Source organism: uncultured Desulfovibrio sp., assembly GCF_944324525.1.
Lineage (GTDB): Bacteria > Desulfobacterota > Desulfovibrionia > Desulfovibrionales > Desulfovibrionaceae > Desulfovibrio.
The window spans coordinates 24,387-39,981 of sequence record NZ_CALUWS010000009.1; the positions used below are offsets into that span (position 1 = coordinate 24,387).

The window sequence follows — 15,595 nt, forward strand, 5'->3', positions numbered from 1 at the left end:
GGTCATCCAGCTGGCCTGGCTCTATCACTGGCCGCCGTCGGAGCTGGACGCCATGACCGCCCGTGATCTGGTCTGGTGGGCCGAACGCACGGCGGAACTGGGCAAACGCATGGAGAAAGACTGATGGCGGCGCGTCAAAGCCGTTTCGACCTGATCATCAATGCCGTGGAGCGCGTCTCCGCGCCCTTCCGGCGTATCGAGCAGGCTATGGACAGCGTGCGCGAACGTACCGAAAGGGTCGGCCAGGCGCTGGGGCGTCTGGGGCAGGCCGGCGGCTTCGGGCGGCTGTCCGGCGCCCTGAGCGCCCTTGGCGGCAGTCTGCGCGGCGTGGCGCGGGAAGGACAGGCGGGCCTGGAACGGCTGGGCGCGCTGGCGGGCCGCCTGTCGCTGCTGTTCGGCGCTGCCGGCGGCGGAGCCTTCGCTCTGGCCCATGAGGCCGCGTCCGCCGGAGCGGAAGCGAGCAAGTTCAGCAGCATGGTGGGGCTCTCCACCGCCAACTGGCAGGAATACGCCGGGGCGGCACGTCTGGCCGGGGTGGAGGCCGATGAGCTGGCCAGCCTCATGCTCACCCTGCAGGAACGGGCGGTCAATGCCGCCAACGGTGAAGAAGGCGATATCGAGATGCTCAAGCTCATGGGCATCAGCGCCAAAAATGCCCGAGGCGAGCTCAAGAATGCCGACAGCCTGCTGCTGGAACTGGCCGACCGCGTCAAACAGATGCGGGATGCCGGCGAGATGGGCAAGGCCGCGGGCATCATGAACCAGCTGGGCGGGGAGGAGGGCGCGCGCCTGCTGGATCTGCTCCAGAACGGCCGCTCCGGCCTGCTGGCCATGCGGCGGGAAGCCAGGGAGCTGGGGCTTGTCCTTGCGGATGATGACGTGCAGGCCAGCAAGGACTTCAATTTCTCGCTTGCGCGAGTGGCCGCCACCTTCCGAGGCATGGGCCTCACCCTGGGCAAAGCCTTTTTGCCGGCCCTCACCACCCTGCTGGACAAGTTCCAGGCCTGGCTGAAGGTCCAGCGCGACATCGTGGGCGCGGGCTTTGAGGCCTGGGTGGAGCGGCTCGATCTGGATGCGGTCTGGGCGTCAGTGGAGCGCTTTTTCACCGCGCTCGGCCGCCTTGGCGGCGCGCTGCAGCATGTGGCCGATCTGTGCGGCGGCTGGGGCAATGCGCTGACCATGCTGGCGGGCCTGCTGGGGGGCAGGTTGGCGCTGTCGCTGGGGGCGCTCATCGCGTCCGTCGGGCAGCTGGGCATGGCCCTGCTGGCCACGCCCGTGGGCTGGTTTCTGGGCATCGTCGCCGCCATCGCCGGGGCCGCTTATCTCATCTACAAGAATTGGGACGGCATTGTGGCCTATTTCCGGGGCCTCTGGGAGGGCGTGCAGGCGGCCTTTGAACGGAGCTGGCTGCAGGGCATCGTACAGGCGCTGATCAATTTCAGTCCGGCCCGCTGGATCCTGGACGGCCTCAACGAGCTGGTGGCCACCCTCACCGGCGTCGATCTCTACAGCATCGGCGGCCGGTGGATAGATGATCTTCTGGATGGCGTGAAGAAGGGCTGGACAAAGCTCACGGGCTGGCTGGGCAAGGGGGTCGATGCCCTTACCGGCGTTTTTCGGAAGGACAGCGCGTCGGGAGCCGCCGGGACTGACGGCGGCACGGCGGCCTTCCCCATGGCGGATCCCCTCAACATGACGCCCGGCGCACGGGAACTGCTGCGCTCGAACCGCAGCGAACATGTGGAGCGGCAGGAAAATACGGTGCGCATCGTCGCCCCCGAGGGCATGCGCCTGGAAGGCGACGGCCAGGGCCGCGGGCTGTCCGTGCGCGGCGAGGTGGCCGAGGCCGGGATACTCAACGCGGGAGCCATCTGATGGATCTGTGGAAGATGCGGCTGCGGGCCGCCAGCTTCCGGGGCGTGCCCTTCGGGGTCACGGCTGACGAGAGCGAAGGCGGCCGCCGCACGGTGACGCACGAATTCCCCCAGCGCGAAACGCCCTATGTGGAGGATCTGGGCGGCGCGCCGCGCCGTTTCACCGTCCAGGCCTTCGTGCTGGGCGGCGATTACATGAGCCGCCGCGATGCGCTGGAAGCTGCCCTGCGGCAGGCCGGCCCGGGCACGCTGGTGCATCCCTGGTACGGCGAGGTGCAGGTCAGCCAGACCGCCCCCTACAAGGTCCGGCACAGCGCGCAGGATGGCGGCATGGCGGTTTTCCAGCTCTTTTTCTGCCGCGATGCCGAGCCAGACAGCCCGGCCGCCGGCGTCGACCAGGGGCTCCGGGCCCGGCTGGAAGGCGAGACGGCGGGCCTGCTGGCCTGCGACGGTTTCGACAGCGTGCTGCGGCTGGCCGGGCAGACGGAATGGACCGTCAGCCAGACTTACGGCCTCATCGTGGATGCCGTGGGCACGGTACAGGCCGTGATGCGCGGCGATGTCGCCGCCGTGGCGGAGCTGCTGGGGGCGGCCACGGGCTATGACCTCATGCCGCTGGCCAGCGTGGGCCGGCATCTCTGGAGCGTGCTGCGGAGCATCGGCGGGCAGTCCGGGCTTTCTGATGCGGCCGTGTCCGGCCGCTGGGCCAGCGTGGCCCGCACTGACTTTTTGCAGACCGTGCCGGATGATGTGGGCTCCCAGCGGGCGGTGATCCAGAGCAACGGTCAGGCTGTGGAGAGCCTGGTGCGCCGTCTGGCCCTGGTGGAGTCGGCCCGCGCCGCCACCACGGCCCGGCCCGCCAGCCGGAGCGAGGCGCAGCAACTGCGCTACGATTTTTGTGATGCGATGGATGAAGTCCTGGCGCTGGAGCCGGTGATCCCGGACATGGCGCAGGCCAGCGGCATCCGCCGCAGGGAGATGGAACTGGCCGCCTCCCTGTCCAGCCTGCGTTCCGGCACGCTGGCCACGCTGGCCGAAGCCGCCCGCCGCACGCCGGAAGTGGTGACCGTCACCCCGGCCTGCGTGCTGCCTTCGCTGGCCCTCTGCTACCGCCAGAGCGGCGGCGTGGCGCTGGAGGCCGATCTGGTGGCCCGCAATCATCTCATCCATCCGGGCTTCGTGCCCGTGGAGCCGCTGGAGGTGCTGCGTGGCTGACGACATCACCCTGCGCATCGACGGCGTGGACTGGACCTACTGGACCTCCGTGCAGGTCTCCCGCCAGATGGACGCCATCGCCGGGACCTTCTCCCTCTCGCTGGCCGACAAGTGGGTCAACGGCGCTCAGGCGCTGCCCATTGCCGCGGGCATGGCCTGCCAGATCCTCATCGGCGGCGATCAGGTCATGGACGGCTATATCGATCAGGTACGGCCCTCCTTTTCCGCCACGGCGCACGGCATCAGCATCACCGGCCGCGACAAGAGCGCGGACCTGGTGGACTGCGCCGCCATCCACAGCCCGGGGCAGTGGCTCGACTGCACCGTGCTCCAGCTGGCCCAGGCTCTGGCCGGCCCTTTCGGGGTGAGCGTCACGGCCGAGGGCGACGTGGGCGCGCCCCTTGCCAGCTTCAAGCTGGAGGAAGGCGAAACGGCCTTCGAGGCGCTGGACCGGGCCCTGCGTCAGCGGGAACTCATGGCCTGCCCGGACGGCAAGGGCGGCATAGTGTTGCTCAAGGCCGGCGCGGGCACGGCCGGCGGCAGCCTGCGCCAGGGCGGGAACATCCTTGCCGCCGACGGCCAGTTCGATATGGCCGACCGCTTCAGCGACTACATCGTCAAGGGGCAGAAGCCCGGTACGGACACGGCCTGGGGCAAGGCTGCCTGTGCCGTGCGCGGCGAATATCGCGACCAGGCCGTGCGGCGCTACCGGCCCATGATCATCCGGGCCGAGCAGTCCGGGGACGCGGGCAACGCCCGTCAGCGGGCCGCCTGGGAGTGCAGCGTGCGGGCCGCCCGGGCCGTGACGGTCACGGCCACGGTACAGGGCTTCCGCCAGCAGGGCGCGGGCCGGGAACAGTCCGGCCCCCTCTGGCAGCTCAACCAGATGGCGGACGTGGACTTGCCCTATCTGCGCATCAGCCAGCGCCTGCTGGTGACCGGGGTGGAGTTCCGGCGCGATGCCGGATCGGGCAGCACCACCCGCCTCACCCTGCGCGATCCCGCGGCCTTCGCCCCGGAACCCGGGAAAAAGGAAAAGAGCGACGGCTCCGGCGGCAAGGGCGGCAACGTCAGGATGGAGAAGGAAGTGGACCTGCAGACCCGTCTTTCCGAAGAAGCCGCGGCGCGGCAAAAGGCCATCAAATGAGCGAGCGGCAAACCATCCGTCTGCTGGAGCGCCTGTCCCGGCGCATGCGCAACATCGTGGCGCGTGGCGTCATCTCGCTGGTGCGTGATGCCCGCAAATGGCAGTCCGCCCAGCTCGAACTGCTGGACGGCGAGGTGCTGGACGATGCCGAGCGCGCCCAGCAGTACGGCTTTTCCTCAGTGCCCCACGCCGGGGCCGAGGCTGTCGTGCTGTTCGTGGGCGCGGACCGCTCACATCCCGTGGTGCTGGCCGTGGATGACCGGCGCTACCGCGTGCAGGCCCTCAAGGACGGTGAAGTGGCGATCTATACCGACGAGGGCGACCGCATCCACCTGAAGCGCCAGCGTACCATCGAGGTGACTACCCGGCATTTCGTGCTCAAGGCCGAGGAGGACGTGACCATCGAGACCAAAAATTTCAGCGTCCAGGCCGCCGAGAGCGTGCGGATGGAGACCGCCAGCACGCAGTTCGCCACCGGGGCCCTCTCCTTCGGCGGGCAGGGCGGCGGCGAAGTCACGGCCCAGCTCGCCGGCGGCATCGTGGCCTCGCAGGACCTGCAAAGCAACGGCGGCGCCGTTTCCCTGAACCGGCATGTCCATACGGGCGTCCAGGCCGGGGGCGATACGACGGCCAGCCCCGTGGGAGGATAACATGGACATCTGTCTGCATTTCGATCAGGAGGCCGGCCTGTTCGACCTCCTGCTTTCCGGGCCGCCGGCCGACCTGCAGGGCGACGAGGGCCTGCTGACGGCGGTGATCATCTCCCTGTTCACCGATGCCCGGGCCCATGACGACGATCCCCTGCCCGATGAGCGCGTGGGCGTGCCCGGCGACCGGCGCGGCTGGTGGGGCGACTGTCTGCCCGATGCCCAGGGCGAGCGGACGCTGGAGAGCATCGGCTCCCGGCTCTGGCTGCTCTGGCGTGAAAAGGATCTGGACAGCGTGGTGGCCCGGGCCCGGCAGTATGCGGAAGAGGCCCTGGCCTGGCTGACCCGCGAGGGGCACGTCAGCTCCCTGAGCGTCAGCGTGGAGCGCGTGCAGTCGGGGCATCTGGGCATAGGCGTCGTCCTGCAGCCTTCCGGCAGCGATGTGCCGGGCCGCGAGTGGCGCTTCATCTACGATCATCAGCAAGCCCGGCCGGTGAGCGTCCGGCTGGCCGCATAGGAGAGATGGGCATGGCATGGGAACGTCCGACCCTCACCAGCCTGCATGAGCGCATTGCCCGCGATCTTTCCGGCCGTCTGCTGGACGGCTCCGCCCTGCTCCGCCGTTCCGTGCTGGCGGTGCTGGCCAAGGTCTGGGCAGGGGCCTGCCATACGCTGCACAGCGTGCTGGCCTGGCTGTATCTGCAGGTCTTCGTGGACACGGCCGAGGGCGAATATATGGAACGCTGGGCCGCCGTCTGGAACATCGTGCGCCTGCCCGCATCCGCGGCAGCGGGGGAGGTGCTGTTCACCGGTCAGGACGGTGCGGTCATCCCGGCCGCCACCCAGTTGCAGCATGTGAGCAGCGGCCTGCAGTACGCCCTGGAAGAGAGGGCCGTCATCAGCGGCGGCAGCGTGCCGGCCCGCGTCAGCGCCGTGGAGAGCGGCGCGGCCGGGGATCTGGCTGCCGGGCAGCCTTTGCAGCTGCTTTCCCCCATCGCCGGCGTGGAGAGCGTGGCCGTGGTGCGGGACGGGGGCCTGACCGGCGGCGCGGATGCCGAGAGCGACGACGCCCTGCGCGCCCGCGTGCTGGAGCGCCTGCGCCAGCCGCCCCGAGGCGGCAGCATGGCGGACTATGTGCGCTGGGCAAAGGAAGTCCCGGGCGTGACCCGGGCCTGGTGCTATCCCATGCATCTGGGCATCGGCACCGTGGGCGTCTGCTTCGTCTGTGACGGGCAGGAGGATCCTTTCCCGTCCGAGGAGATGGTGCGTCGCGTCAGGGAACACATCGAGCCGCTGCGTCCGGTCACGGTCAAGGAGCTGGGCGTGTTCGCCCCTGAGCCGCTGGACGTGACCGTGCGCCTGCGCATCACTCCGGATACGGAGGCTTTGCGGGCGGCCGTCCGGGCCGAGATCGAAGACGTCTTTGCCCGGGAGGGCGCTCCGGGCGGCACGCTCTACCGTTCGCACATCGCCGAGGCCGTGTCCCTGACCCCCGGCGAACAGGATCACGAACTGCTGGAGCCTGCCGCCGACGTGGAGGTGCCTGCCGCGTACCTGCCGCGGCTGGTGCAGGTCATTTTTGAAGGCGAGGGGGAGCGCCATGCCTGAGACGAGCCTGCGTGCCCGCTCCGCCGCCGATTATCTGCGCATGCTCCAGCACCTGCTGCCCCAGGGCCATGCCTGGACACGCGTTCCGGACGCCGTGCTGACCGCGCTGCTGCGGGCCACAGCCGATGAGCTGGAACGGCTGGACATGGCCATGCGCCTGCTGCTTGCCGAGATCCTGCCCACCAGCGCCATCGCCGGCCTGGAGGACTGGGAGCGCCTGCTCGGCCTGCCCGACGCCTGCCTGCCCGCCGGGACCTCCCTGCAGGAACGCCGTTCCGCCGTGCTGGCCAGGCTGCGCGACGAGGGGCGGCAGGATCTGGGCTACTGGTACGGCGTGGCCGGATCGCTGGAGTATGACGTGACCATCGAGGAGCACTGGCCCTTCTGCTGCGGCATCCACCAATGCGGCGATCCGTCCGGCCTGAGCCCGCGCCGGCGGCAGGATCATCCCGAGATCGGCTATCTGGCCGTGCCGGAGATCCGCTGGTGGTGGAACGTCATCATCCACGGCGACCGCCTGCTGCTCTTTCGCTGCGGCGAGAGCCTGTGCGGGGAGCCGCTCATGGACTGGCGCGCCGCCTCCTCGCTGGAGTGCGTCATGCTGCGCGACAAGCTGGCCCATACCCTGTTGACCTTTACCTATGAGGAAGGAGAAGAGCATGAGATACAATCCCCCCGCCGGATCGCAGGATCCTGATGCCAAGTACGTTACCGGCCAGCCCGGCAAGGTGCGCGGCAGCGCCGTGCCCGCCGAGGCCGTGGAACATCCCCAGCGCGAGATCGTGGAAGTCATCAAGCAGGCCGGCCTCACGCCCAGCGGCGACGACCTGACCCAGCTCTGGCAGGCTCTCGGGGCCCTGTTCAGGCAAAAGGTCCCCATCGCCACAGAGGAGAAAGCCGGCATCGTCAAGCCCGGTTCGGGCCTTTCCGTCGGCGAGGACGGCACCTTGGACGTGACGGTCTCCGCGGCCATCCCGGGCACCATCGTGGCGTTCGCGGGCACGTTCGGCGGCACGGGGAACCGCCATCCCATCCCGCTAGGCGGCAGTGGGCCCGATACCGGCTGGGTCCTCTGCGACGGCGGCAGCGACGGCAAGGGCGGCACCGTGCCGGACCTGCGCGGCCGTATGATCCTGGGCGTCTCTTCCGCCTATCCCAAGGGATCCAAAGGCGGCGCGGCGACGCATACGCATGCCCTGTCCGGCAATGTCGGGGCGACGACCCTTACGGTGGCGCAGATGCCGGGGCATACGCATCCTCCGGCTGCAGGACTTGTACAAGGAGCTGCCGGAAGCGGATTCCCGGGCAACCCGGGGGGCACATGGTATCCCCAAAGCGTAGGCTCGACCGGCGGGTCCAAGTCCCACACGCACACCTTATCCGGCGCATCCGGGCAGGCCTCGACGCTCCCGCCGTACTACGCGCTGGCCTACATCATGCGCGTGGCCTGATAGCGACATCCAAAGGAGAAAGATATGCCTGCTGTTACCGTTGTCCCCGCTGACCGCCTCGTTATCGTTGACGGCGAGGCCCTGCTGTTTGATTTTTCGGCTCCGGAGGGCCTGCACGCCCTGCAATGGGACGGCGAGACCGGTCATGCCGAATGGACGGACGGCCCCAACCAGCCGCTGACCGCTGCGGACTATGACGAACAGGTCGCGCCGTATGTGACCCTGTGGCGGGAAGAAAAAACCCGGCGGGAGGAGGAAGACGCCCGGACGGCCGCCGCCCGCGCGCTGCCCGATGCCAAGGCCGCCAAGACCGCCGAGGTGCTGTCCGGCTATGACGCCGCCCTGGCCGCCAGCCTCACCATGCCCGTGGACAGCCCGACCGCGCAGGACGTGGCCGTGGGCGCGGCCCTCTTTGCCGTGGACGACGCCGAAGGGCTGGCCTTCGTGCGGGAGACCCACGCCGCCCGCCGGGACGAACTGCTGGCCGCCGTGGCAGCCGCCGAAAGCGTGGAGGCCGTGCGGGCCGTGGAGGTGATCTATGCTGTCTGACGCGGGCGTCAGCGCCCGCCCCCTCGTCCCTTCCCGCTGCCCGGTCTGCGGCCACGCCCTGCGCTGCGTCTTCGGCCCCGACGGCCCGCGCTGGGTCTGCCCGCTGTGTGGGGAGGTGGAGCCATGCGGGAAGTGAGACATCAGCGCATCACCGCTCCGGACGCGAGCGGGCACGGCCTGGGAATCAGCGACGGGCAGCCCTGGCTGGTGGAGGATTGCGTCATCGACCTGTCCGCCTGTCCGCTGGAAGGGCTGGATGAGGCGGTGGGCATCACCTGGGGCAGCCGCGCGCTCTTCCGGCGCTGCGTCATCCGGGGCGCGGGCAAGCTGCTCCTCTGCGGCTCTGGGGATGCGGACAAGCTGGCTGTGGAACGCGGAAAGACCGTCATTTTCGAGGACTGCCTCCTTGAGGACTTCGGGCGGCGCGGCCCGGAAGTGCAGTCCTGTATGCGGGTCATCCTGCGGCGCTGCCTGATCCGCAACTGGGGGGAGCCGGGACGGTTCGACGTGCGGGCCTTTGCCGCCTGGGCGCATCACGGCGGCCGCATCGAGGCCTATGCCTGCGTCTTTGACCAGCCTCGCTTCTGGCGCGGCTGGCGGCTCATGGCGCGGGACTGGCTGGCCCATCTGGGCCAGGCCTGGAATGACGAGGGCCTGCGCGGCCTGCTGCGCCCGGCCGGCTGGCTGCCCGGCGTCTGCCGGGGGGCTGACCGCCACGGCGGGCGGGCACGTCCGGGCCGCGGATTGCCGCGCCACCCGCTGGTGGATACGGCTGGAAGGACACCACGGCCCGCGCATGCGTCGGGAAGACGCCGCCGCGCTGGAGAAAACGCTGGAAGCCATGCGCAGGGAGTAAGAAGACATGGCCCAACGAAAGGGAGACTGACAGAGGCGGGGGCGCGCCAACGCCCCCGCCGGCGCAGTGTAGGAGCGCCGCACCACGGCCCCACAAGCGGAAAAGGGCCGCTTGCGGAGTATCCGCCTGATATGCTCCTGACGAGCGAACATACCGTAGCAGGACACCTATAAACATTAGCAGCGGGCCACGCGCCCCTGCTCAGAACGCTCAGAGCGTCCATTGGAGCAAGGTCATGCTGACAGTGGGCAGCCTGTTCAGCGGGGCCGGGCTATGTGACCTCGGCCTTCACTGGGCGGGCTTCAAACATCAATGGTTTTGCGAGATCGACCCGTTTTGCCGGTCGGTACTCGCCAAGCACTGGCCGGGCATCCCCATATATGAGGATGTAACGACGCTGAACGGGGCCGAACTGCCGCCCGTGGACGTGCTCTGCGGCGGTTTCCCCTGTCAGGACGTCTCCCACGGAGGAAAACATGCGGGAATCAGGAAGGGCACGCGCAGCGGCTTGTGGCTCGACTACGCAAGACTTATTGGGGAAGTCCGCCCCAGGTACGCAATCATCGAAAACGTCCGGGGGGTGCTCTCCCGTGGCATGGAGATCGTCCTGCGGGATCTGGCCTCGCTCGGGTATGATGCGGAATGGGAAGTGCTTTCCGCTGCCGCCCTTGGCGCCCCTCACAGGCGCGAGCGCGTGTTTATTGTTGCCTTCCCCCACGGTGAAGGGCCTGACCCGGAGCATCGGCTTCTATCTCCGCTCCAAAGAATCGTGGGAAAAGTCGACCAGCCTTGCGTCGTACTTGATTGGCGTGGAATACGGATTGTCGGGCAAAGCCGCGAAGCCGTCCGGCACGCATATCCCGGCCCCGTCCTTTATCGAGTGGATGATGGGCGTGCCGGAAGGATGGACCATCCCGTGAATGTCCCGTCCGTTCCTCGGCGGGTCCTTCCCGAATGGCACAGACGCCTGAAGGTGCTGGGGAATGGGGTTTTACCTCAACAGGCATACGCTGTGGGAGCCTGTATCATGGCGCACGAGGGAAGGCGCGTTTCCCCCATGCCGTTGACTCCTGAGAACCGAGCGTTCCAGCGATGAGGGCCGCGGCAGACAGATCCGGCGCAGGCGCTCAGGCGTGAGCTGGCTGCGCGGCTGCCCCGCTCCCCTCGCTCCATGTGATGCTGGGCCTGCGCTTGTGGGCGACGCAGTCGGCCAGATAGGCATTGATCAGCGTCTGATACGGCATGCTGGTCTCTTCCGACAGCTTCTTGAAGTAGTCCACGGTCGCCGTGTCCAGACGGATGGTGACCGTGGTCTTCTGCTGCCGGACATAGGGATTCTTGATGCCTCCCGAGAAATCGTATTCGTCGCGCATGGCTACTTCCTGCTTTCGTAGGTGGCGGATTCCCGGGCCGTGGCCTTGCGGGCCGAGATGATCCTGATCTGTTCGTCGTTCTCGCGGTAGCAGTGACAGACGACGAGAAGGCGCAGCCGGCTGCTCAGGCCAAGCAGCAGGAAGCGGTCCTCATCTTCCGAGTGGTCCGGGTCGTAGATGCGCAGCGCGTCCACGTCCTGGAACACGGTCTGCGCCTCCTCGAACGAGACGCCGTGCTTGCGCCGGTTGCTTGCGGCTTTTTTCGGATCCCAGACAACATCCATGGCATGTCCTTGGTATACCTTTTCTGTATGTACAAGGTAAATTATTGTCAATATCGGCAGCCTGCCGTCCCGTCATTTTGCCTGCGGATTTATGAAAATTTTCAATAATTTCAATGAGAAAAGACTTGCCAAGCCGCCGGGGAAGAGCGAACACACAACCACGCCGGATGGCGAATCTCTCGATATCCCAAGGGGTTGTAAAATGCTGCAGAGTCTGGATCAGTGGTACGGTTTCTGGGGGAGCATGGGCGATGCTGCGGAAACGGCCTGGGCGCTGGCCCTGCCTGCCATCGTGGCGGCTACGGGCTGCGAAGAGGACGAGGTGCGGGACTTCCTGGACAGCCGCTACGGCCGCCACTTTGCCGATACCGTCCGCTGTCATCAGGAACGCGGCCATGCGCTTGCCCAGGCTATAGGCGCAGCCATCACCGAATGGCGCGGCTACCATGTGGGCAAGGGCGCCCGCCGGGCGTACGGCATGCCCGAGGGGGCCGACTACCTCACCGATACGGTGCTGGCGGGGCCTGTTAAGTTCTTTTTAGAGAACAGCCCGGCAGGGGGGGACACCTCCTGCCGGGCTGTTCGTCCCTCCGTCGTCGTGGGGCGGCATCAATCGTCGGCGGGCTCTCCTCCGGCAGCCGCCAGCGTCCTGCCGTTCTCTTCTTCCTCGCGCAGCAGGCCCTGCATCCGGCGCTCCAGCTCTTCCTTGGGCAGATTGGCCATGGCCAGCGATTCCCGGTATTCCTGCGCCTGGGCAAGCATGGTGAATTGAGCGGTCAGGCCCATCTCCTGCGTGGCGGCGCGGATGTCGCCCAGATTGACCCGGAAGAACTCCTTGCGCGGGTTCACCTTGTTGAGGCGCAGTTCGTTGAACTTCCTGTGCAGGGCATTTTCCAGGGTCGGGGCATCCTCGCTGTAGATCATGGCGTGGACGTCAAAGGCAAAGGGCACCGAGGCGTCCCCCAGTTCCCGCACACGGTCCAGCGGCTCAAGGCGGCGCGTCATGCCGATCTTGAAGACATCCTCACCAAAGGAGCCCACATTGGAGATGACGTACACATGCCCTGAGCGCGTCTGCTGCGCCATGGAAAGGGCACGCTGCGACCGGGCTTCGGCTTCCGTCAGCTTTTCCTGCAGGGCGGCGAGCTGGGCCTCGTATTGGGCCTTCTGCTCTTCGCTGGCCCTGGCCAGTTCGGCGCGCGCCTTCTCCATGGCGGCCTGCACCCGTTCTTCGTCGCGTGCCGCCTCGCGCATGGCCTTTTCGTATTCGCGGCGGGCCTTCTCCTCTTCGCGGATGCGCTCGCGTATGGCCCGCTGCTCTTCGCGCTCCTTCTCGCGCAGCACCACCAGCGCCACGGCCCAGCGCAGCTCTTCCAGCCGGGCATCCCGGTAGGCCGGGGTGATGCGGGCATTGCGGAAGGCCTGCCCGTTCAGGTTCACCAGCGCGAAGGCGTCTTCGATTTCCTGCTGCAGCTTGCCCAGATTGTCCGTCTTGACCCTGGCCAGCGTGCTGTCCGTCTTGCCGTTGAAGGCATCGATGACGAAGGCCACGGCCGTCTTGCGGCGGTAGTCCTCCACATAATCGCATTCAGCGGCCGTGCCCTGCTTGATCATGGCCTTGGTGCGGGCCTTGGCCGCCTTGAACTTTTCCCCGGCTTCGTCATAGCCGAAGTGCTCGGCCAGATCATCCAGCACGCTTTCCGAAGGCTTGATGTACTCGTCGCCATAGCCCTCCACGGCGTTCTTGAGCGCCTGCAGCGCCTTTTCATACTCCTTTACCCGGCCTTGCGCCGCAAAGGCATCCCCGGCGATCTCTTCCGCCCTGGCACGCGCTTCCTTTTCGATGCGTTCCGCCCGCCCGTAGGCCTCCTGCAGGGTCCCGTCGGCCCGTCGGGCGGCATCCGCCAGCTTGCTTTGCGCTTCCGCCAGCGCGGCGGCGGCTTCCGCTCTGAGTTTGTCGGCCTCCCCTTCCACATCCATGATGGGCTGGTAGCGTTCCAGCTGTTGCCGGGCTTCCCGCAGGGCCGCCTGTTCCTGTTCCAGCGAGCCCCGCGTCTGCGAGACCTGCTGCCGCAGTTCCTTCACCTCTTTTTCGGCGGCATCCAGCCGTTCGCCGGTCCCGGCCAGCGCCGCTTCACGCTGCTCCAGGTTGCGCAAACTTTCCGCATGCTGGCTGGACAGCTTTTTCATGCGGCCACGGCCGCGCAGCCACAAGATCCACGGCGTCACGAACAGCAGCAGAGAAAGGAACGCGATGAACAGTCCGGCAGAGGCATCAGACATGGGGACCTCCTGAGAGAGTAAAAATGGATATTGCTTTATCGTTACCATCTCTCCGGCCGCAAAACAAGGCCCCTTGACCTTTGGCCGCCATGCGGGCACACTGAGCCTCCCAACCTAACGAGGCGCGTCTGCCGCCTGTCGTTGCTCCCAAGGCACGGCTATGCAGATACAATCTAATTTTGTAGCCAACTGCCTTTGGCAGATTTTGGCGGTATGACGTCCGGGTGTCCGTGAGGCCCCGGCAGCTCGTTAGGCTGGGGAGCGTTATGCCGCCTTTTTTTATATCCCAATCCCAACCTAACGAGGTGTCCCATGAACACGTTCCACGATTTCAGCGATCTTGGCGAACTGCTGCGCGTCCTGCCTGCCCGTCTGCGGCTGGTGGCCGATTATCTGGCCCGTGAGGATGCGCTGGAGCGCGAAGCCGCGGCCGAGCTGCTGGATGAATGCGCCGCCCGGCTGGAGAGCCAGCGCGATCTGCTGGCCCAATGCAATGCCGATGTGCTGCACGCCCTGGGCTGCGGCTGCCGGCTGGTGGCCATGCCCTGCGAGGAGGTGCCCCATGCCTAGCCTGGAACAGCGCGTGGAAGCTCTGGAACGCCAGATGGCCGACCTGCAGGCCATGCTGGAAAGCCTGCTGGACTGCATGCGGCAACAGCGGGCGGACATGCCGCCGGCACAGGGAGCCGACGCCACGGAGGCGCGCCATGCATGAGCCTGCCCTGCCGTTGTTTGAATTTGAAGGCCAGCCCCTGCGCGTGCATCTGGACGACGCCGGGCAACCGTGGTTCGTGGCCAAGGATGTTCTCAAAACCCTGGGGTATGCTGGTGACTATAATCCGTCCAGAGCCTTGCAAACAGTGCCTCAAGAGTGGAAGGGGGTGCAACGGATGCACACCCTTGGCGGAGAGCAGGACATGCTCACCCTGTCCGAGCCGGGCCTCTATTTCTTCGTGGCCCGCAGCGACAAGCCCCGCGCCCTGCCCTTCCAGAAGTGGCTGGCCGGGGAAGTGCTGCCCAGCCTGCGCCGTCTGGGCCGGTATGCGCTGCCGGGCAGGACAGGCGGCGAGCTCGTGGGCCTGAGTCCGGCGGCCCTGCGCCTGCGCCCCGCCCTGCGGGAGCGCATCCTTGGCAGCGCCATGCAGTGCGCCCGCCTCATGGGCGTGACCAGCATGGCCGAAGTGGAGGGCATCTTTTGCCGCTGCTGCGAACTGGTGGCCAGCTCGACGGAGCAGCCCGCCCTGCCCGCCGGACAGGAGGCGGGCCTGATCCGGGACTTCATGCGGGAGTGCTGCCGGCGCAACCAGGGCGCAAAGACCACGGCCTCAGCCGTGTATGACCGCTTCCGCGTCTGGTGGAACAGCCGCAGCACGGATCCCCTGCCCAGCCAGAAACGCCTGGCCGCCCTGCTGCGGGAACGCTTCGTCCCCCACCGGCGCGGCGGCCGCATCTGGTATCTGGATCTAAGCGTGGAGGGATAGAAAAGAAATGGCCCCGCAGGTCATGCCTGCGGGGGCCCTTTGCTTATTTGCCCTTGCGGAGCTTGTCATAGAGCGGCGTGTCCATAAACACCGACTGCATTGTGCCGTCCTTGTTCAGGGGGCCTATCCCCACGGGTTTGCACGTCCCCTGCACAAAAAGTTTGCCGTACTGGATATTGCCGCACAGCAACAGCGCGGCATCGCCCGTGCTGACCTTGGTCAGATCCAGGCCGTGCGCATCTTCAAAATAGGCGTGAAAAAGCCCCTTGAGCTTCATGCAGGGCAATTCCCTACCATCAACAGTGAAGGAGGCCGTCGGGGAGTAACGCTGCCGGCCAAGGCTTTCCACCACCCCCCAAACGAGGATTTCCTTGTCGGCCAACTCCTTTTCCGCGGCAAACTGATTCTTCGTAAAATCGTCCATCAGCAATTGGGGAGAGTATTCACTGACCCCAGACGGCCAGACACGGGGCTTTGGCGGCTCCTTGGACTGTTGTGTCGTGCCGCTTTTTCCGCTGAAGGCATTTTTGATCATGCTCATGCCTCCGTACAGACCACAAACGCTGCCGCCCCAAACGGCAGCTTGCAAGTCGCTCAACTCTGTACCAAATTCCTTTTTGTACTTGTCCTTGAGGTATGCCACCATAGCTTCCGTTTCTGTTTCATCCAGCGGCATGGTGTAGGTTTTTTTCCCGGATTGCTCCACGGCGGCTGCCATTTTTTTCATGGCCTGCTGGCCGTCGGCCTGCGCATGACTGAGGCAAGGGAATGCCAACAAGGAAACTGCCAAAACCAAAATTTTTCTGAGATGCATCAATCTTCCTCCC

General features: G+C 66.7%; 20 protein-coding genes. 16 read left to right on the forward strand and 4 right to left on the reverse strand.

All coding sequences use genetic code 11. From position 1 onward, the window contains the following. Window positions 1-10 precede the first annotated feature (10 nt). From Q0K12_RS12425 to Q0K12_RS03940, 13 genes are all read left to right on the forward strand, one after another. Window positions 11-124 (forward strand): GpE family phage tail protein, encoded by a 114-nt coding sequence (locus Q0K12_RS12425; RefSeq protein WP_363315615.1) that lies wholly within the window; start codon window positions 11-13, stop codon window positions 122-124. Next, window positions 124-1,875, forward strand: coding sequence for a hypothetical protein (locus tag Q0K12_RS03885; protein WP_297260464.1), 1,752 nt, complete (start codon window positions 124-126; stop codon window positions 1,873-1,875). The genes Q0K12_RS12425 and Q0K12_RS03885 overlap by 1 nt, the downstream gene beginning before the upstream one ends. Continuing rightward, window positions 1,875-3,089 carry a DNA circularization N-terminal domain-containing protein gene (locus tag Q0K12_RS03890; RefSeq protein WP_297260465.1) on the forward strand — a complete coding sequence of 405 codons (1,215 nt, stop codon included), beginning with the start codon at window positions 1,875-1,877 and terminating at the stop codon, window positions 3,087-3,089. Before Q0K12_RS03885 ends, Q0K12_RS03890 begins: the two co-directional genes overlap by 1 nt. Continuing rightward, window positions 3,082-4,236, forward strand: coding sequence for a phage baseplate assembly protein (locus tag Q0K12_RS03895; protein WP_297260466.1), 1,155 nt, complete (start codon window positions 3,082-3,084; stop codon window positions 4,234-4,236). The genes Q0K12_RS03890 and Q0K12_RS03895 overlap by 8 nt, the downstream gene beginning before the upstream one ends. After that, window positions 4,233-4,886 carry a phage baseplate assembly protein V gene (locus Q0K12_RS03900; RefSeq protein WP_297260467.1) on the forward strand — a complete coding sequence of 218 codons (654 nt, stop codon included), beginning with the start codon at window positions 4,233-4,235 and terminating at the stop codon, window positions 4,884-4,886. Before Q0K12_RS03895 ends, Q0K12_RS03900 begins: the two co-directional genes overlap by 4 nt. A gap of 1 nt (window position 4,887) precedes the next feature. After that, window positions 4,888-5,400 carry a phage GP46 family protein gene (locus Q0K12_RS03905; protein ID WP_297260468.1) on the forward strand — a complete coding sequence of 171 codons (513 nt, stop codon included), beginning with the start codon at window positions 4,888-4,890 and terminating at the stop codon, window positions 5,398-5,400. Between the two features lie 11 nt (window positions 5,401-5,411). Further along, on the forward strand, window positions 5,412-6,491 hold the full coding sequence (locus tag Q0K12_RS03910; protein WP_297260469.1) for a baseplate J/gp47 family protein: 1,080 nt from the start codon (window positions 5,412-5,414) through the stop codon (window positions 6,489-6,491). Then, entirely contained in the window at window positions 6,484-7,188 is a 705-nt protein-coding gene (locus tag Q0K12_RS03915) for a putative phage tail protein (RefSeq protein WP_297260470.1), read from the forward strand. The genes Q0K12_RS03910 and Q0K12_RS03915 overlap by 8 nt, the downstream gene beginning before the upstream one ends. Then, on the forward strand, window positions 7,151-7,942 hold the full coding sequence (locus tag Q0K12_RS03920) for a hypothetical protein (protein WP_297260471.1): 792 nt from the start codon (window positions 7,151-7,153) through the stop codon (window positions 7,940-7,942). Before Q0K12_RS03915 ends, Q0K12_RS03920 begins: the two co-directional genes overlap by 38 nt. Window positions 7,943-7,966: 24 nt before the next feature. Beyond that, the gene (locus Q0K12_RS03925) at window positions 7,967-8,491 is read left to right on the forward strand and encodes a phage tail protein (RefSeq protein ID WP_297260472.1); all 525 of its coding nucleotides are present in this window, start codon (window positions 7,967-7,969) and stop codon (window positions 8,489-8,491) included. Then, entirely contained in the window at window positions 8,481-8,627 is a 147-nt protein-coding gene (locus Q0K12_RS03930; RefSeq protein ID WP_297260473.1) for a hypothetical protein, read from the forward strand. The genes Q0K12_RS03925 and Q0K12_RS03930 overlap by 11 nt, the downstream gene beginning before the upstream one ends. Continuing rightward, complete coding sequence (locus Q0K12_RS03935) at window positions 8,615-9,520, forward strand: hypothetical protein (RefSeq protein WP_297260474.1); 906 nt, start codon at window positions 8,615-8,617, stop codon at window positions 9,518-9,520. The genes Q0K12_RS03930 and Q0K12_RS03935 overlap by 13 nt, the downstream gene beginning before the upstream one ends. Window positions 9,521-9,582: 62 nt before the next feature. Then, entirely contained in the window at window positions 9,583-10,443 is an 861-nt protein-coding gene (locus Q0K12_RS03940; RefSeq protein WP_297260475.1) for a DNA cytosine methyltransferase, read from the forward strand. A gap of 31 nt (window positions 10,444-10,474) precedes the next feature. Here Q0K12_RS03940 and Q0K12_RS03945 read toward each other — a convergent pair whose 3' ends face one another. From Q0K12_RS03945 to Q0K12_RS03955, 3 genes are all read right to left on the reverse strand, one after another. Next, window positions 10,475-10,720 carry a BrnA antitoxin family protein gene (locus tag Q0K12_RS03945; protein WP_297260476.1) on the reverse strand — a complete coding sequence of 82 codons (246 nt, stop codon included), beginning with the start codon at window positions 10,718-10,720 and terminating at the stop codon, window positions 10,475-10,477. Window positions 10,721-10,722: 2 nt separating this feature from the next. Continuing rightward, entirely contained in the window at window positions 10,723-11,004 is a 282-nt protein-coding gene (locus Q0K12_RS03950; protein ID WP_297260477.1) for a BrnT family toxin, read from the reverse strand. Window positions 11,005-11,613: 609 nt separating this feature from the next. Beyond that, window positions 11,614-13,287, reverse strand: coding sequence for a DUF4041 domain-containing protein (locus tag Q0K12_RS03955; protein ID WP_297260478.1), 1,674 nt, complete (start codon window positions 13,285-13,287; stop codon window positions 11,614-11,616). 312 nt (window positions 13,288-13,599) lie between these two features. Here Q0K12_RS03955 and Q0K12_RS03960 point away from each other — a divergent pair, with 312 nt between their 5' ends. The 3 genes from Q0K12_RS03960 to Q0K12_RS03970 are packed head-to-tail and all read left to right on the forward strand — an operon-like array spanning window position 13,600 to window position 14,768. Continuing rightward, window positions 13,600-13,857, forward strand: a complete 258-nt coding sequence (locus Q0K12_RS03960) for a hypothetical protein (RefSeq protein WP_297260479.1) — start codon at window positions 13,600-13,602, stop codon at window positions 13,855-13,857. Continuing rightward, the gene (locus Q0K12_RS03965; protein ID WP_297260480.1) at window positions 13,850-14,002 is read left to right on the forward strand and encodes a hypothetical protein; all 153 of its coding nucleotides are present in this window, start codon (window positions 13,850-13,852) and stop codon (window positions 14,000-14,002) included. The genes Q0K12_RS03960 and Q0K12_RS03965 overlap by 8 nt, the downstream gene beginning before the upstream one ends. Then, a complete protein-coding gene (locus tag Q0K12_RS03970) occupies window positions 13,995-14,768 on the forward strand; it encodes a BRO family protein (RefSeq protein WP_297260481.1) in 774 nt (257 codons plus the stop codon). The genes Q0K12_RS03965 and Q0K12_RS03970 overlap by 8 nt, the downstream gene beginning before the upstream one ends. 43 nt (window positions 14,769-14,811) lie before the next feature. On the opposite strand, the gene Q0K12_RS03975 is transcribed toward Q0K12_RS03970, so the two are convergent. Beyond that, window positions 14,812-15,582 carry a hypothetical protein gene (locus tag Q0K12_RS03975; protein ID WP_297260482.1) on the reverse strand — a complete coding sequence of 257 codons (771 nt, stop codon included), beginning with the start codon at window positions 15,580-15,582 and terminating at the stop codon, window positions 14,812-14,814. Between the last annotated feature and the right edge of the window lie 13 nt (window positions 15,583-15,595).

What these genes read in the sequence shown, in the direction of transcription:
- Q0K12_RS03920 (WP_297260471.1), top strand. Translation starts at nt 7,151, where the DNA reads ATGAGATACAATCCCCCCGCCGGATCGCAGGATCCTGATGCCAAGTAC.
- Q0K12_RS03940 (WP_297260475.1), top strand. Translation starts at nt 9,583, where the DNA reads ATGCTGACAGTGGGCAGCCTGTTCAGCGGGGCCGGGCTATGTGACCTC.
- Q0K12_RS03965 (WP_297260480.1), top strand. Translation starts at nt 13,850, where the DNA reads ATGCCTAGCCTGGAACAGCGCGTGGAAGCTCTGGAACGCCAGATGGCC.
- Q0K12_RS03970 (WP_297260481.1), top strand. Translation starts at nt 13,995, where the DNA reads ATGCATGAGCCTGCCCTGCCGTTGTTTGAATTTGAAGGCCAGCCCCTG.
- Q0K12_RS03890 (WP_297260465.1), top strand. Translation starts at nt 1,875, where the DNA reads ATGGATCTGTGGAAGATGCGGCTGCGGGCCGCCAGCTTCCGGGGCGTG.
- Q0K12_RS03960 (WP_297260479.1), top strand. Translation starts at nt 13,600, where the DNA reads ATGAACACGTTCCACGATTTCAGCGATCTTGGCGAACTGCTGCGCGTC.
- Q0K12_RS03935 (WP_297260474.1), top strand. Translation starts at nt 8,615, where the DNA reads ATGCGGGAAGTGAGACATCAGCGCATCACCGCTCCGGACGCGAGCGGG.
- Q0K12_RS03905 (WP_297260468.1), top strand. Translation starts at nt 4,888, where the DNA reads ATGGACATCTGTCTGCATTTCGATCAGGAGGCCGGCCTGTTCGACCTC.
- Q0K12_RS03945 (WP_297260476.1), bottom strand. Translation starts at nt 10,720, where the DNA reads ATGCGCGACGAATACGATTTCTCGGGAGGCATCAAGAATCCCTATGTC.
- Q0K12_RS03900 (WP_297260467.1), top strand. Translation starts at nt 4,233, where the DNA reads ATGAGCGAGCGGCAAACCATCCGTCTGCTGGAGCGCCTGTCCCGGCGC.
- Q0K12_RS03930 (WP_297260473.1), top strand. Translation starts at nt 8,481, where the DNA reads ATGCTGTCTGACGCGGGCGTCAGCGCCCGCCCCCTCGTCCCTTCCCGC.
- Q0K12_RS03910 (WP_297260469.1), top strand. Translation starts at nt 5,412, where the DNA reads ATGGCATGGGAACGTCCGACCCTCACCAGCCTGCATGAGCGCATTGCC.
- Q0K12_RS03885 (WP_297260464.1), top strand. Translation starts at nt 124, where the DNA reads ATGGCGGCGCGTCAAAGCCGTTTCGACCTGATCATCAATGCCGTGGAG.
- Q0K12_RS03915 (WP_297260470.1), top strand. Translation starts at nt 6,484, where the DNA reads ATGCCTGAGACGAGCCTGCGTGCCCGCTCCGCCGCCGATTATCTGCGC.
- Q0K12_RS03955 (WP_297260478.1), bottom strand. Translation starts at nt 13,287, where the DNA reads ATGTCTGATGCCTCTGCCGGACTGTTCATCGCGTTCCTTTCTCTGCTG.
- Q0K12_RS03925 (WP_297260472.1), top strand. Translation starts at nt 7,967, where the DNA reads ATGCCTGCTGTTACCGTTGTCCCCGCTGACCGCCTCGTTATCGTTGAC.
- Q0K12_RS03975 (WP_297260482.1), bottom strand. Translation starts at nt 15,582, where the DNA reads ATGCATCTCAGAAAAATTTTGGTTTTGGCAGTTTCCTTGTTGGCATTC.
- Q0K12_RS03950 (WP_297260477.1), bottom strand. Translation starts at nt 11,004, where the DNA reads ATGGATGTTGTCTGGGATCCGAAAAAAGCCGCAAGCAACCGGCGCAAG.